This is a genomic window from Allobosea sp. P4_H5 (assembly GCF_056400825.1).
Map to the genome: position 1 here is coordinate 93,959 of NZ_JBFUKM010000005.1, position 15,249 is coordinate 109,207.

Sequence of the window (15,249 nt, forward strand, 5' to 3'; positions counted from 1 at the left end):
ATCCGACGGGAGCGGTTCCGCCCAGCCTCGCCTAGGATGAGTCTTCATTCTCGGGACTGAGCCTATGACGATCGAGACCCCGCAGGTCACGCCGATCTGGCGAAGCTTTATGATAGTGCGCTCAAAGAAATGGTCGGTGCGATTCTGCAGGCTTTGTCGGACGGCCGCAAACCCGCGCCCGATCGCGAACCCGAACTGTCTCGGCACGACAACGGCATGCCCAGGCTGACAGACGGCTCGTACTTCTCGCCCACTGGCCCACTAAAATACTCCAGCGTTCTGGAACCGCCTTATAGCGACGAAGAAGCGCGTCGGCGCGGCGCTTATCCCGCGGATCGCTTTCCGATGCTGCACACGCTTACTGCCATGATCACAGGAAACACCAGCAACGCACCTGGCTTGACCGGGATCGGGCAGAGCACCCTCAATGAGGTCCACGCTCAGCTTCAAGTGGCCGCTGCGGCGGATCTCCATTTCCACCGGTTCGGTCCAGTAGCGACAACGGATGCTTCCCGAGCGGCAGTGTTGCGTCCCTTCATGAACGGCCTCTTCAAGGCGACGCTCGACCTAGCGATCCTCGCCCCAGTCGCGCTTACCCACTTCGATTTTGACCGCCTGCGTTTGGCCTCTAACGCCTTTATAATGCGCATGTCGCCACAGCTCCAGAAGGCCCGCTGGTCTGAGAAGGCCTATGGCGCTAACGGCCACGATGCGGTGTTGGCTGCAGCGACTCACGCCTTCGTGCTCACCGGCTGGAGCGTGCCCAATGATAACTTTTGGGCCCTGAGCCAGACGCTATCGTTTCGCACCCCCGCCGCGCGCGAAGCGATTGAGGTACTGTTTGCGGCCCTCCGACTGGTAACCGGCGTTCAGACTGGCTATGCTCAGGAAGTATACTTGGCGCGGGGTTGGCGCACTTGGTCTCATATGGACTGGCCGCAGGTCTTCGCAGTCGGAGCCCGGCGCTACCCCGAGGCCTTTGACAACTTCGGCTGGAACCGCGACGGCATCCCTATGGTGACCTCTACACAGATGAAAGAGGTCGCAACCGCCTACCAAGCGATGAATAGCCACACTGGGCAGCGACTTGATTTGGCGCTGCGCCGTTTCAACGCTGCAACCACCCGCGATGACCCGTCCGACGCTATCCTCGATGCGACCATCGCGCTGGAAATTTTGCTCGGAGATGCCGACAATCAGGCGATCGGCTGGAAGCTTCGTATGCGAGCCGGTGCTCTGGCAGGGATCGGCGGCGACCAAGCGCGGATCGACACCACCCGAGCTGATGTTGCCAAGCTCTATGACCTCCGATCAACCATCGTTCACGGGGTGACAGGAAAAAAGGCCGCCAAAGCGATCAAGGCTCAAGACCCTGAAGTCGGACGTCATCTGGCCATTGAGACCCTGCGCAGTGTTCTCCAGGTGATATTGAAGTTTCCGCGTTATCTTGACCCGCTAATCATTGATCGTGAGCTTCTACTGAGGCCCAGCACCGCAGGCGGCTGAAGCCTTATGCCATAAAGTACATCAAAGCGCTGCTCGGGAGTGGACGAACCGCTTTTTGACAATGAGGGCTTGCGATGAGGTGCGGTCAAGCGACACGGTCGCACACGTCTCGCGATGATCGGGTCTAAGCGCCTATTGCTGCTGAACCTACGATCTTGCCGGGTTCAACAATGCGTTCAGCAATGTTGGAGAGGGGGCGTCCCTACCACATAGCTTCTTGCTCCGATGCTGATCCCATCTTTCGTAGCGCCGCTTCAAGTCGTTATCCGAGGCGGTCCGGAAATGTGAAATGGCCGTGCCCGTTCGGGGGAATGCGTCACACCAGCTTTCGAAGCGGCGATCGACGATCTTGTTCAGCAGAAGTTTCGCTTGCCAGTATTCCGCCGGATCGTCGCGCTGGCACATCCGCTCGTACCAATGTCGCGACCACAAGTTGCGTTGGTATGCGTACCGCGCCGCCTTGGCTGCATCGCCCAGGCGTCCGCGCATGGCTTCGAAATGGGACAGCAGTGCTTCGCCGGCCTCGCTAGGGTTCGCGAAACCTACGACCATGAGTGCGCGCGACATCTTCGCGGGCTCTCCGGTGCCAACGCGGGTTTCGACGTAACGGCGCAGCGCTTCGTCTCGACCGCTCAGTAGTGCGGCCATGACCTCGCCGGCAATCTCTCGATCCGTTGCGGCCCGGTCCAGCCTGCTGAAACGGAGCTCGTCGAGCTGGCCGCCGTCGCGCGAACTCCAAACGGCCATCGCTTTCAGATCAACACCGGCGTAACCGAAGGAGTTCTTCACGATCGGCGTGCCGCTATCTGCGATCTCAAAAAGGCGCTCGCTGCGATCGGGATGGGTCTCGCTGAACGCATAAGCCAACAGCACGAGCAAGTTATGCACGCTACGCAGACGTTCGGTCGGCTGCGCGGACAATCGAACCCACCAGCTCTCCGCTAACTCCTTGTCAGCGGCCACGATCGCCGCGAATTCGTCCAGGGCAAGATAGTCGAGCACGATACGCGCCTCGGCCTGGGTCAGGCGCTTCTTGAACGCGAGATATGCCTCGTAGTTGAGGCGCTGTGTCGCCTCGAAGTCCTGCATTGTCTCGTTGCCGAGCCGGCGCGACAACAGCGACGGTATCGCGAGGCGCTCCGGTTCCCGTATACTGATCAGGTGGGGTTCATTGTCCTCTTGCTGGCGCACACGCAATTCCACCGCATGGACCATCGGATCTGAGTCGAGCAGGGCTGCACGCTGGATCGAGGCGTCGATGCGCCTCGCGATCGCGCGAACAGCGTCGCCGCCGAGCATTCGCGCCGCCCGCCCAAGGACGCGGGGTGAAATTCGATCGAGGACATCATTTGGGCGCGCGAGGCCCAGCTGCACTGCGCGAAGCAAAGCGATCGAACCATACCACTCCTCGAAGCCGCTTTCGGTCTCTTCGAGGGGGAGCGTCCACGTTTCCACGATCTCACGAAGGGATCGTCGATCGCCATGCTCCGCGATGTACGCCAGCGCCTGGCAACGCAACCGCTGCGATGAAGACGAGATTGCGGAGGCCAGCTCATCACGATCCAGCGGAAACGCGAACTGCTTCGCCACGGCAATCAGCAACTCCTGTTTCCGCGTATCGCCTTCAACGCGGGCGTCTAGGAGGCGTTGAAAAAACTCGTGGGAATCGGGCGCCTTCAGGGCAGCGTAAACGTCGAGCAGCACAAGGTCTTCGGGCGGGATGCGGAGAAGCGCATCGAGCTGTTCGGAACTCGACAACGATGGGAACGACAGCAGGAGATGATACTGGCGAACAAGCCAGCTATCCTGGTCGGACAGGCCATTCAGATTGCCATTCGGTCCGGCATCGAACTCCTGGTTCGCGAGCAGACGACCTTGATCCGCAGTTAGGAGCGACACGTGGCTGCGGAACCACATGAGGCCTTGGCGCAGGGGGAAGCCTCGCCGACGTAGCAGTTCGTCGGCGAATGCACGATACTTCTCGGTAGCTTCAGACAGTCGGAAGCGGGCCATTCCCAGCCCGGCCCCTTCCAGGAAGAAGTCTTCCTCCGAGTAGCCTGCATTGACAGCGAGCTTCCCAGCATCAACCTCGTTGAACTCCGACGCGGTCTTTAGAAGATTGTCCGGCTCCGTGGAGGAGGGATCGCACGGGTCGGTTGCGCAGTAATCCTCGATTCTCCTCCAATCCCTGAATTTGTCACGTTCGCTCAATAGTTCGTCATGCAGGCTGTCCGCTAGGCTCGCATCGTCCGGGTGCCCGGTTGCGCGCATCGCCGCGATCAATGCCCACTTGCCGGTTATCGAACTGGCCTCGATCGGAAGGGACGCGGTCTGACGAAGTAAGGCGTCGCGTGTTTCGGCCCAATCGACAGGGTTCATTCCGACGAGATCGAGGAACTCCCGATAGGGCGAGCCTAGGTCAGAGTTGAGCGCTTGGCCGAAACACCAATCGAAGAGCCGATGAGCGAATCCAGCCAAAGGATGCCCGGCCAGCAGATGCAAGGCGAACCTCGCCAGCGCATTGTGGCTGGGCTCTATGATCTTCAGGCGGCCGAATATGTCCCTTTCGGGTCCACTGAGTGCGTCGATCCGCTCGGATATCTGTCGCCGGCGCTTCTCGCGTTCCTCCTGGATGGACGCGGATGTTTCGTCGTGGCGAACTCTTAGGCCGATCTCAGGTGACAAGGTATGTACAGACAGCCAACTCGCGGCTTCATCGAGGATCGCCGTTACGCTCTGCGAGCTGCCGCCCTTGGCCGCCGCCGCAAGCGCGTCCTGAAGCCAATCCAAGTTGGACGATATCGCCTCCGCTAGGCAAAGCTCGCGCGCGGCGCCCAGGAACGGTCGCGGCTTTTCCCGCGCCAACCTGCTGAAGGTTGGATACTTAGCCTGGTCCGGATTCTGCAAACCGGCGAAACCCCGAACGAGGGCCTGGGCGACGGAGCCTTCTGTGTCAATGTCTGTCGATAAGGTCGCTGTGAGGCTCGCGAGGATGACGTCGGCCGTGTCGTCCAGCGCCGCGACCGGATCCAGCAGCGTCGCCAGTGCGGCGTCCAGATCCACGCCGTTTCGCTTCGCCTTCTGCAATCGGGCGATCACCGCCAGACCGAGCGCAACGGTAAGTCCGTCTTCCCTGATCTCGTACTTTCCTGAGTCGCCCTCCACCTCGTGGAAGAACCTACCGTCGGCGACCCACGGTAGCTCCACGTCGAAGATCCGAAGGTCCTCCGTTCGTCGTTCGACGACGCGGTCGAGGATCGTTTGCGCGTCATTGCTAAGGCGCCTCGCGAAGTCGGCCGGCGAGCTCGGGCCAAACGCGCTCGGCTCGCTAAGTCGAATATGTTCGAAAAGGAGTCGGCTGACGTCGAGCTCGGCCACAGACGCGATGGCATCGTGGTTAAGCAGCCGGAGAGCGATGCCCAGCAATCGAGGGTTCCGCAGCCTCTCGGCGACGCGAGCCCGCAACGACTTGGGCGGTATGCCACCATGCAGAAGGATTTCGTCCCTCTCGGCTACAGTCCACTCGGGGACGCGGATCTCCCTGACAGGGACGGAAAGCCGGCCCTTTACGCGATCCTGAAAGAATGAGGGCCGAGAGGTCGCGATCAACGTGCCGCCGATCTCCTGGAGTACTAGGCTCATGGCGTCGACGATTTGCCTCCAGTCGACGTCGGGCCGCTGGTTAATGCCGTCCAAGATCACGACGATGCGCGGCTTAATCGGAGGAGGCTGCCGACGCCAAGTCGCCAGTCTCCGGGTCCACCGGTTGCGGTTGCGCTCGTCTGGTTCGTCGCCCGCCTGCGTAAGCAGTTGAGCGACCAGGAGGCGTTCGAGGTCCGACGCGAGCTTGGCTCTATCCAATGCGTTGGCCGGTATGAAAACCAGCATCGGCTTGTCTTCCACGCACAGCCAGCCCTGCACCGAGAACCAGGACTTGCCGCACCCCTCGTCCCCAAGGATCGCGGTAACCGATCCGTCCGGAGCGCTGTCGAATGCGGTCGCGAGTTCCAACTGGAGGGCCACTCGGGGCAATATGGCCTGCGAGGCGTCAAGCGGGCATAGCGCTTGGCCGAGGTTCGAGCGCGCCCTTCGCCCATCGGAAAGAATCAGCTTCAAGCGATCGGCGTTCGATCGGCGGGCCATATCGAAGCCCATCGATGTCGCGTTCAGCTCAGACTCGAGGCGGGCGGCTTGCTCCGGAAATGACGGCAAGTCCTTTATCGCTGAGAGCGCTTGGGCCGCTAGAGTGACCAAGGCCGGTTCGATCACATTCGCCGCGAGGAAGGTCTCGACGGAGGAACCTCCCATGGCGAGTGCCAGCGCAAGTTTGGGAAGCGGCGTCTCTATCCAGTCCAGGACCAGGATCGATATTCCTGATCTCCTCCCGTCATGACGTAGTTGGCCAACGAGCTGCGAAGGTACCTCGATCGTCGCACCGAGCACCCAGACGAGATCCGCGTCGTGGACATTGCGCGCGAAGTCCGCGACCTTGGTCACGATTTTTTCCCGGGGGATGGCGTCGGCGTACAGCTTCCCTTCGAAAACGACCCCAAGGCGTTCCAATGACGAGGCCCCATCGATGCCACCTTGGGTACCGCTCACGGCAAGGCTGAACGGTGTACCCACGATTTCCTGCAGAGCCAGACCGATCAGCCCTTCAAAGCCGAGCCGTCCCGTCGGCTTCAGACTTAGCAGGGCTTGCCGTAGGGCTTGAAGGTGGGAGGATAGTAGAGTGCTCACGCTGCCCAATCTAACATCGCCGAGCGCTTTGAAATCGCGCATCAAGTGTTTTTGCACTGAAAGCAGGCTGCCGCGCTAGCGGAGGAATGAGCGCGCGAATTCCAAGCTCGCATCGAGCTCAGGCCCTGGGCTGGCTAACATTTGACAATCTCCCGCAACCACGATTCTTCATATGGCCGGCAAGCGAATAGAGTTCCCGAGATCGATAGAATGGAATGCGAGAACGGATCGTTCGGGTGATTCCATGTCTTCGAAAGCGCCATCCTATCGTAGTCAGGGGTCGAGGTCGGCAACCTCCAGCGCCGCCCATGTCATGGCGGGCTTTCGCTATCAGCTTCTGCACTCGGTGGCCGCACTGCTCGCCATTCGCGATGGCGAGGAACTCTTATTGGAGATCGAGGAGGACTACTCGATTGCCGCTGGAGCGAGCGCGACCAACGTCCAGGTCAAGAACTCCCAGGCGTCGGATGGACCCCGGCCATACAGTCTTCAATCCAGCGAAGTTCGCGGGGCGCTCGATCGTTACTGGGTCACGAGTGCAGGCGGCGATCTCGATCGCCATCTGATCTTCCTGGCCCGCGGCGGGGCCTCGCGTGAACGCGATCACTTGTTCCCGGGCGACTCACCGGGTCTTGTTTATTGGGGCGCAGCTTCATTGGAGGCGGATACAGGTCCATTGCGGACCACGCTCTGCGACATCATGCGAGGAACAGAACTCGGTCGGTGGCTTGCAACCGAACCGAGCGACGGCGAATTGCGCGGCAGGTTACTGCGACGGGTTCAATGGCAACTTGCCTCGCGGTCCGAGGTGGAGCTTGCGCAAGACCTCGAAATGCAGGTTAGGGAGAATTTCCACCAACGCGGATGGCCGCTGAGCGCCGCGAAGTCTGCAGTAAAGGCCCTGGTGGATCTGGCGTTCGAAACGGCGGCCAAGCCGGCGGCCTCCGATCGCCGGCTTACGGCAATGGATTTGGCTCTAGCGCTGGAGAGCGTGGCAGGACCTGCATTTCTGGCCGGCCACGGGCATGTGCCTCCCCCATCGGAGAGCGTCCCCGGCGTTCTCGTGACCGAGCCGGAATTTGACGTGCCCGGCGTCGCTTTGCGAACCTCGGCCATCGAGACCGCCGCCCGAGGCCTAGCCGCCTCGCCGCTCATCTGGATCCACGGGACGAACGGCGTCGGAAAGTCGACGTTCGCCCGATTGCTGGCGAAGCGGCGCCAGGGGCGCTGGCTCGCGCTCGATCTCCGACCCGTCCAGAAGGAGCCAAGCGGTTCGGTGGCCGCCTGGCGGGAGCTCGTGAGCTCGATCGCCCGCTCCGGTCCTCTGGACGGTATCATCGTCGACGACTTCGACGACGAAGCGGCGCGCGGTCTCCGTTCCCGGCTGATCGCTCTCTGCCTAATATCGGCTTCGAGGGGGGCGAGAGTGATCGTGACCTCCCACCATCAGCCATCACCGGCCTTGCTCGCTGAGTGCGGTGCCTTGCCCGACGCGATGGTCCAGGCGCCGTACTTCTCCGAGGAAGACGTCGAGGAACTCGTACGGCTCTCCGATCCACCGGAGCCGGAGATGGTTCGTGCCTGGGCGACCATGATCCGCATGTCCACCGGGGGCGGCCATCCGCTGCTGGCAGCGGCCAAGATAGCCAGCCTGCGAGCCCGAGGCTGGCCGAGGGAGGCGCTGGTCGAGGACCTCATGAGCAACACCAGCGAGGCGCTTCGGATCTCGCGCGACGACGCGCGGCGATCCCTCATGAAGGACTTGAGGGCACTCGATCAGACGAGGTCGCTCGAAGCTGGGCAACTCCTCCGCAGGATCGGATGCGTCTTCGATCGTGTCGACGAGGATCTGGTTCGAGCGCTGGCGCAAGCGGCCCCCGCCCTCCCGAACGCAGGAGACGCGCTGGCGGTGCTGCGAGGCACATGGCTGGAAGGCCTGCCGGGACGCGACTATCGGCTGTCGCCGCTACTGACCGATATGGTGGGAGAGGTCCCACCAGCCGAAGCCAACCAATGGCGTCGTGTAGCGGCGGAACGATGGATGAAGGGTCGAAGGCTGGATGCCCGAACGCTGCCGCTCTGCTTCTGGAACGCATACCTCGGCGACCATCCGTATATCTTGATGGTGCTCTGCACGACCTTGGCGACGATGCCGCCGGAGAAACTTCAGGGTGCGGCCGCGCTGCTCTCGCCATTCGCGGCCTTCAAGACGGATCAATCCCTGCTGCGGTCGAATCCGGCCGTGGCAGCACAACTGCGGTTGCTTCAGTTCGAGACCGCCAATGCCATCCAGGACGAGAAGGCCGCAGGACGTATCGCGGGGCGCCTTTTCGAAGAGATCGATGCGCTCGGGGCCGATTCTAGCGAACTCTCGATAGCAATGACGGTGCCGGCAGCGATGGCGGTCCTGAGAGCGGACTTTGCCGGGGTCACCATCGCGGAGCGTATCCGGCTGACGATTCTGCTGCGCGTCTCCCTTCTTGCCGTGAAGCTGGAGACGGAACCCGGCGCAGACGATCTTCTGCCGCCGAAGCTGCGCGGCAAAGTCGACGCTGCCGACGCCTTGTTCTTCTCGACTATCATGCGGCGGATCCGAGGCTCTGCCGATGCCGTCGAGTTGATGGAAACACTGGGGTCATTGCCGCCGGCGGAGCGCAATCGCTTCCTCGATGCGGCCAGCGCCATATACGAAGGTAACGACGTGCTGGTGCATAGCGGCTGGACCCGCGTGCAGCTCGACGGCGGCGACATGGCCGCGGCCCTGGCGGATTATTGGAAGATCGCGGAGATCGTCGGGCTTTGGGAGCGCCTCGACATCGAGGCAGAAGTCGTCTGCGCCCAGGCGATCATTCTCGACGAGGGTCTCGGCGACCGGGATCGGGCCATCGCCGTCCTCGACGACGCCATCGGACGGTACGGAAACCAGGTCGGCTTGCTGCGCCAGAAATCCAAGGTTCTGGGTCATGCCGGCGACCACGCCGCCGCGGCAAAACTCCTGTTGGAGATCGAGGACGTGGTCGGGGCCGAATCGCCGTTCGGGCGAGCCTTGGCGCTTCGGGACGGAGCGGTAAGCGCCGCCAAGGCCGAACGGTACGAGGACGCCCTGCGCCTGTGGGGTAAGGCGGCGGAGCAGCAGTCGCAAATGTCAAGCAGACCGGCTTGGTTCGCCGCCTTCAAAATCGAGCGAGCCCTAGTGCTCTGGCGGGCGGATCGGACTGCCGACGCTCTCGCTGAGACAGCCGATGCTCTGGACGCCATCGAAGCCCTCGATGCCGCTGGGTCGAGGCAAGCCGAGCGCACGCATCAGTATGCACGCGCTCTGATCAACCTATTCCTGGGCGATCGTTTCGAGGACCTCCGTCCGCGGCAGTCCTTTTTCCCCGGCGACGCCTCGGTGCTCGAGTCGGATGAGGAGGCACTCGTGGGAGCCGTTCTCAGTTCTTTGCCGGACGTCTGGAGACTACTAGCTGCCTTGGAGGCGCAGTCGGGGATCTATCTCGGATTGGAGCGACGGTCCTGGGCCAAGCTGGCAGGTCCCGTTCTTGCCGGAGCGGAGATCATGTTGATCGAAGCCAGATATCGAAATGCGTTGATCGCCGGCGATCTCGCAAGCGCCATTCGCTGCCGCTTTGCCCTCGTCGGCGTTCAACGCGCGATCCAGGACGCCGGCGGAGGCATCGGACCGAAACGCGTTCCGCCGTTCGATTTCCAAGAATCCGGCGCGACACCGCTTGGCCCGGACGCCATGGCGGACGATGCCGCATACTCGGGGCTTCTCGACGTGGTGCTGCATCGGACGCTGGCGAGCGGCAAATCCCCGGACGACGAAATCCGGACGTCCCTATCGGAATTGAGCGAAAGCGCTTTCGAGCTCGGCGGAGATTTCCCGACTGTCGTGAGGATCCTGTTCGGCGAGGCGAAGCCGGAACCACATCATCCGATCGCCTTCGTCTCGGCTTACGCCATCTCGCTGCCGGAGCGAGCCATCCTCGAGGATCCGAATCTGCGCCTCTATCGCGACATGCTGCTTGTCCGACAGGTCGCCACATCGCCGGCCAAAGCCATTCTCGCACCGTTGCTTAATCGGCGAATGATCGATGGCTGGAGTTTGGTCATCAACCAGCAGACGTTTCTACTACGGGACCCGGCAGGCGCCGTTCCGGCGTTACGGACGAGGCTCGCGCGAATGACCGGGCAATCCTTGTCCGGTTCGGCTGCCTTCATTCTCGAAGCGGCCCCGGCGGTGGGGTTTCAGTTCCAGCACGGTTGGGATGCGCTCTTGACGAGCATAGCGGGCGAATGAGGGCCCCGGCCCCCCGGTCGTCGGCTGTCGCCGCTTCGAACACGATTTTGGAGGCGAGGCGACAACCCATGCGACGAATCGGTCGTATGGGCACAATCGGATCGGAGCGCGCGGATGGCGGAAATCGAACAGGTAACGACCGAGGCTGAGGAGCCGGACATCGATCTCGATTCCGACCAGCTTGGCGCCTATGGGGAAAGCCTCTTCGCCGCGCTCTGCGAGAAGGCCGGCTTGTTTTGCAACAAGGCGACGCGGGACAGGAGCGGTTGGGATTTCATCGTCGAGTTCCCTATGGATCCGTTGCGGGACGGCGATTTAGACAAGCGGCCGAACCCCATCTCTTGCATTTTCCAGCAGAAGACGATGTGGCATCGCAATGACCGCATTCGTTTCAGGCTGTCGTCCCTGGAGCGACTCGCCAAGGACCCCCGCCCCTCCTTCGTCTTCGTCATCAAGGTCGACGAGCGGCGGGAGCCCAGCGGAGCCTTTCTCATCCCTCTCCGCGGCGAGGTCCTTGCCGGGGTGTTGCAAGCCCTCAGGACGGAGCAGGCGGCAAATCGCTTCGCCGTGAACCGCGCCTATCACTACATGTACGCGAGCAAAGTCGGCGTGCCGATCGCGTTCAACGGGGATGCCTTTCGATCGGCACTCCAGTCGACGGTCGGCAACCAGGCCGCCTACGAAGCGGCCAAACTCACCGAGATCAAGACGCTCGGTTACGAGCCGTTGGCAATGGAGATGAACGTCTGTTTCTCGGTCGGCGATCGCGGAGACCTCTTTAACGTTTGGCTCGGCCGCACCCCGGCCATCGCCGACGATCTGCGGATGTTCGAGACTCGTTTCGGCGTGAAGCTGGCGCTCCAGGAATTCGAACCGGGTACTCGGATCCATATCAAGCCGGTTCCCATCGATACATGCGACGTGATCGTCAGACGGGATCGATACTCCGAGCCGGCGACGGTGAAGGCATCAGTCTATACCACCCCCAAGGTTGCCGGCGTCGAATTCGGGATGCTGATCTCCGCGGATCAATTGGAAATTGAGTTTCGCGGCGGAAAGATGAAGTTTCAGACAGGCGTGATCATTTCCGAAAGCCCTCTGATGACAGTGGGAAGCTGGCGAAACCATCTGTTGCTTCTCACCGCTCTCGGGACCAAGGGAGCAATCCTGGAAATTCGACCTCGGAATCCACGTCATCCTCGAATTCGTCAGGAATTACCGGGCGCAGCCGGACTCGATGTCCGGAGTCTCACGCATTGGCTCACGGTGGCCGGTAGGCTCGACGGGCTCGTTACGAAGGCGGGAACGACGGAACAGCCGACCTTGAGCATGGAGTTGTTGACGTCGCAAGAAGATCGCATCGCATCAGCGTACGCGATCATGACCGGCGAGGCTGACGTCACCCTCGGTTTCACGGTCAACGGCGAGCTCCCGCCTTCCACGCCTTCGTCGATGAATGGGGTGTACGTCGACCACCTGCGGTTTAGGGAAGGATTGATGGTCTGGACTGCGGACGTCGTATTCGAACGCTCGACTGGCAATCCTGCTGCGTTCGCCTGCACGCAGGTCGATTTCCGAAGCATCGAACTGATGGTTTCGAGCGAGTACGAGCCGTTCTTGAAGGATCTGGGTGACATGCACGGAGCGGGCCTCGTCGTGGCGAGGGAGCTCACAGATATCGTGAATGGCGGTTCTGAGGAACCAGGGGCGGAGTGAGCCGAGGTCAGATACGTATCGATGGTGGCGATCGAGAACTGATGCCAGTCGCCATCAAGATGACAAGTCGCCGAACTCCTGAAGCGCCATACAGCAGTCGTCCCTGGCTGGATCGAAGAGACTGGAATCCAAACCCGATTAGTCGCGAGATTGAACGGTCCCGAAGCAGACGCCCCAGATGTCGGCAAGGGGCCAACTCCCGACAGAAAATTGGCCACTGCGGTTGTCGCGCGGAACCGCAGTAGCGGGAGACCCAGCGGAGAATCGGCCCTTCAAGGTGTCCAAATTTTCTCGGTCAGCGCGAAACAGAGAACGGCGCGGCGCCTTCAAGGCGCGGAAATACCGGATATTTCGAGAGGGGCTGCGCTGAGAGCTGGGGTCTGAAGACTAGCTGGCGGACAGGGCGTCTGTCACATAGATAGTTCTATCTTATTGATAGAATGAAATAATTTTCACCGCAAGATTCGATTATATCCGGTATTATACCCGGCTATCACAACGGCCGTCATCGGCCATCAGAGCAGCGTCGCCTGCGTCGACTTTTCGGCCAGGGCGGCGAGCATATCCGCCGGCCCATCCTTCTTCGCACCGCGCGCCACGATGTGCAGCGATCCGTCCGGCAGCGGGCGCTGCAGCGAGGCCGCCTGATCCCATGGCGCCGTCATCCAGCCGGCGCATTCCTCCGGCGTCGTCAGGATCACCGGCATGGCCTTTGGATGGATCGCCTTGACCTCGGCATTCGGATCCGTCGTCAGGAAGGCGAACAGGTCCGCGTGAACCTCGCCTTCCTTGACCTTGCGCACGCTCTTCCATTGCGGCGTCCAGATGCCGGCGAAGAAGGCCGTCGGGCGCTCCTCGCCGAAGGCGAACCAGATATCGCCGCCCTCGGCCTTGTTGAACTCGCTGAACGACGTGAACGGCACCAGGCACCGGCTCTCGACGCCGAGCCAGCGGCGCCAGTGCGGGCTCTTGGTGTTGCGGACGTTCGTCACGCCCGGGTCCGTTTTCTTGCCCTCGAGCGCGAAGACCGGCGACGGCATGCCCCAGCGCGTCAGCGCCAGGCGCGCCTCGCCATCCTCATTGCGGATGATCGGCGCTTGATAGTCGGGAAAAATGCCGGGCTGCGGCGGCAGGTTGGCGAGGTTCGGGCCGCCGTCGTTGAACGGGGCGAATAGCTTGCGCATCGCCTCGACGTTCCGGGTGTGGCTGTAGAGATTACACATCATCGCCCTCGCCGACACGCCGGCGGCGACCTGGCTCGCTCGGCTCGGCCGGGAGCATGTCCGCCTTGCCGCCTTCGATCAAGGTCAAGCCGGATAGACTGGGCGGAAGATCGGGAGGTCGAGGGCTCATCACATCGGGGCAATAGGCGCCGCATTTGCGACCATACTTCCGGGGCTTCCAGCTCGGATTGAGCGGGTCATATGGGCACTCCGAAACGAAGGTGCGGAGCACACGGCCAAGCGGCGCGCTCAAGCCGTACTCGATGGCCAGAACCGCCAGGCGAACCTTGGCCTCCCGCGCGCAGTAGTGACAGCGCAGGTGCAGCGCCACCCAGGGATAGTGCCCGATCGTCGTTGCCAGCGTCACCGGCCGGCGCTCACGCCTAGTCATCGCTCGGAAGCGGCCGAGCTCCCTCCGAGAACAGCCCGCGCAGGAAGCCGCGCGAAACCGACCGATCGGCATCGTCGAGGAGGACGAGGAAGTCATGTGCCAGGGCGCGCAGCGCCGCCGCTTCCGACCCGTGCTCCTCCAACAATATGGCGACCATGCCCGTGATTTCCGCATCAATGGACGTGTCTTCGACCCGCTGGTCGGCCGGCAGCGCTGACATCGTTCTTGCCCTCGAACGAGAACATAAGTAGAACGTACCAACGGCGACGGAGTCAAGCCATCGAGGGAGAGGCCAGATGGACACGACGGAATTGGCGGACATGCACAAGTCACAGCTGGTGGACCTGCTTCACCTGATGCAGCACGTCATGCAGGGGTTCGCCCGAACGGTTCAGCTGGTCAGCGTGACGATCACAAGCGAGGATCTCGACGGAGCAGCCCTGACCCGGAGAGCCGCTGGGATGATCGCCGAAATGCTCCTCAAGGAGGCCCGCGAGAAACGCGCCGTCAACGATATCGGCGAGGCGGAGATTCGCGAGCGTGCCGTCGAGCAGTTCACCATGCTGATCGAGGAGACGCTGCGCCCGAGCCAGCCGCAGCAGTGATCAATGACGCCGGCGCCAAACCCGCGCGCCCAGTGATCGAGCTGCGGCTACGGCGGAGCTGCCCAGGCCATCACGACGCGAAGGAGCGCGACCGCATTTGGGCGGTGGATTGTGACGGCGTCTACGTCGGCTCGATTGCGCTCCACCAAGGCCGCTCAGACAGCCTCCCGGTCTGGCAGTGGGTTGTGCACCTGCATGACGGCCGCTTCGGCAACGGATTGCCGATCCAAGAGGGGTCTGCGGAAACGCGGGAACTGGCGATGGCAGCGTTTCGCAAGGGCTTCGAACGGTGCCGAGAGTATAGCGGCGCCGAAGGCTGGCAGCACCACTGTGAGCACATGGCGATGGTCAGCGCGCGCGCTGAAGCAGGGCGAAAATACTGAAGGCCGCGGCTGGCGACTCACCGCTCCCTGCCGGTAGAGGCTCAATCTAAGGAGCCCAGCCGATGCAGTACCCGCCCGACAACCCACCCATGGCCTATTCCCGCCTCGCCGGACGTGAGGTCTCGACCCGGTCGGAGGAGTGGAAGGATGAGTGCGAAATCGCCTATCTCGCTGGGCTGAAGCCGGACAAGCTAAAGGCGATGCTCTACGGCGTACAAGGCGCCCAGGACGAGAGTGCGAGGGGCATCAAGCAGCATCGCGGCGACGCCGCGGTGGCACAGCTCGTCAGCGAGATCGAGCGATACAGGCAGGCCGGGTAACCCAGCGCCGGGCCAACTAGAACATTTCGTGAATAAATCGTTAACGCTCCCCTTGCGTAAGC

10 protein-coding genes are annotated in these 15,249 nt (G+C 62.1%); 6 read left to right on the forward strand and 4 right to left on the reverse strand.

Annotation, left to right across the window (positions count from 1 at the left end):
- Positions 1-129: 129 nt before the first annotated feature.
- Positions 130-1,506 (forward strand): hypothetical protein, encoded by a 1,377-nt coding sequence (locus AC1DS0_RS11710; RefSeq protein WP_476814520.1) that lies wholly within the window; start codon positions 130-132, stop codon positions 1,504-1,506.
- 147 nt (positions 1,507-1,653) lie between these two features.
- Here AC1DS0_RS11710 and AC1DS0_RS11715 read toward each other — a convergent pair whose 3' ends face one another.
- On the reverse strand, positions 1,654-6,288 hold the full coding sequence (locus tag AC1DS0_RS11715) for a hypothetical protein (protein WP_476814521.1): 4,635 nt from the start codon (positions 6,286-6,288) through the stop codon (positions 1,654-1,656).
- Positions 6,289-6,559: 271 nt separating this feature from the next.
- Between AC1DS0_RS11715 and AC1DS0_RS11720 the strand changes: the two genes are divergently transcribed.
- Positions 6,560-10,549 carry a hypothetical protein gene (locus AC1DS0_RS11720; protein WP_476814522.1) on the forward strand — a complete coding sequence of 1,330 codons (3,990 nt, stop codon included), beginning with the start codon at positions 6,560-6,562 and terminating at the stop codon, positions 10,547-10,549.
- 114 nt (positions 10,550-10,663) lie between these two features.
- Positions 10,664-12,265, forward strand: coding sequence for a hypothetical protein (locus AC1DS0_RS11725; RefSeq protein WP_476814523.1), 1,602 nt, complete (start codon positions 10,664-10,666; stop codon positions 12,263-12,265).
- Between the two features lie 515 nt (positions 12,266-12,780).
- On the opposite strand, the gene AC1DS0_RS11730 is transcribed toward AC1DS0_RS11725, so the two are convergent.
- Genes AC1DS0_RS11730 through AC1DS0_RS11740 form a run of 3 tightly spaced genes read right to left on the reverse strand, consistent with a single transcriptional unit; the run spans position 12,781 to position 14,099 of the window.
- Positions 12,781-13,488: an SOS response-associated peptidase gene (locus AC1DS0_RS11730; RefSeq protein ID WP_476814524.1), complete on the reverse strand. Its 708-nt coding sequence runs from the start codon at positions 13,486-13,488 to the stop codon at positions 12,781-12,783.
- The gene (locus tag AC1DS0_RS11735; protein WP_476814525.1) at positions 13,481-13,855 is read right to left on the reverse strand and encodes a hypothetical protein; all 375 of its coding nucleotides are present in this window, start codon (positions 13,853-13,855) and stop codon (positions 13,481-13,483) included. Before AC1DS0_RS11735 ends, AC1DS0_RS11730 begins: the two co-directional genes overlap by 8 nt.
- 16 nt (positions 13,856-13,871) lie before the next feature.
- Positions 13,872-14,099: a hypothetical protein gene (locus AC1DS0_RS11740; protein WP_476814526.1), complete on the reverse strand. Its 228-nt coding sequence runs from the start codon at positions 14,097-14,099 to the stop codon at positions 13,872-13,874.
- A 76-nt stretch (positions 14,100-14,175) separates the two neighbouring features.
- On the opposite strand from AC1DS0_RS11740, the gene AC1DS0_RS11745 reads away from it, so the two are divergent.
- The 3 genes from AC1DS0_RS11745 (at position 14,176) to AC1DS0_RS11755 (ending at position 15,187) form a co-directional block, all read left to right on the forward strand.
- On the forward strand, positions 14,176-14,484 hold the full coding sequence (locus AC1DS0_RS11745; protein ID WP_476814527.1) for a hypothetical protein: 309 nt from the start codon (positions 14,176-14,178) through the stop codon (positions 14,482-14,484).
- The gene (locus AC1DS0_RS11750) at positions 14,481-14,867 is read left to right on the forward strand and encodes a hypothetical protein (RefSeq protein ID WP_476814528.1); all 387 of its coding nucleotides are present in this window, start codon (positions 14,481-14,483) and stop codon (positions 14,865-14,867) included. The genes AC1DS0_RS11745 and AC1DS0_RS11750 overlap by 4 nt, the downstream gene beginning before the upstream one ends.
- Before the next feature lie 62 nt (positions 14,868-14,929).
- Entirely contained in the window at positions 14,930-15,187 is a 258-nt protein-coding gene (locus tag AC1DS0_RS11755) for a DUF7696 family protein (RefSeq protein ID WP_476814529.1), read from the forward strand.
- Positions 15,188-15,249: the final 62 nt, after the last annotated feature.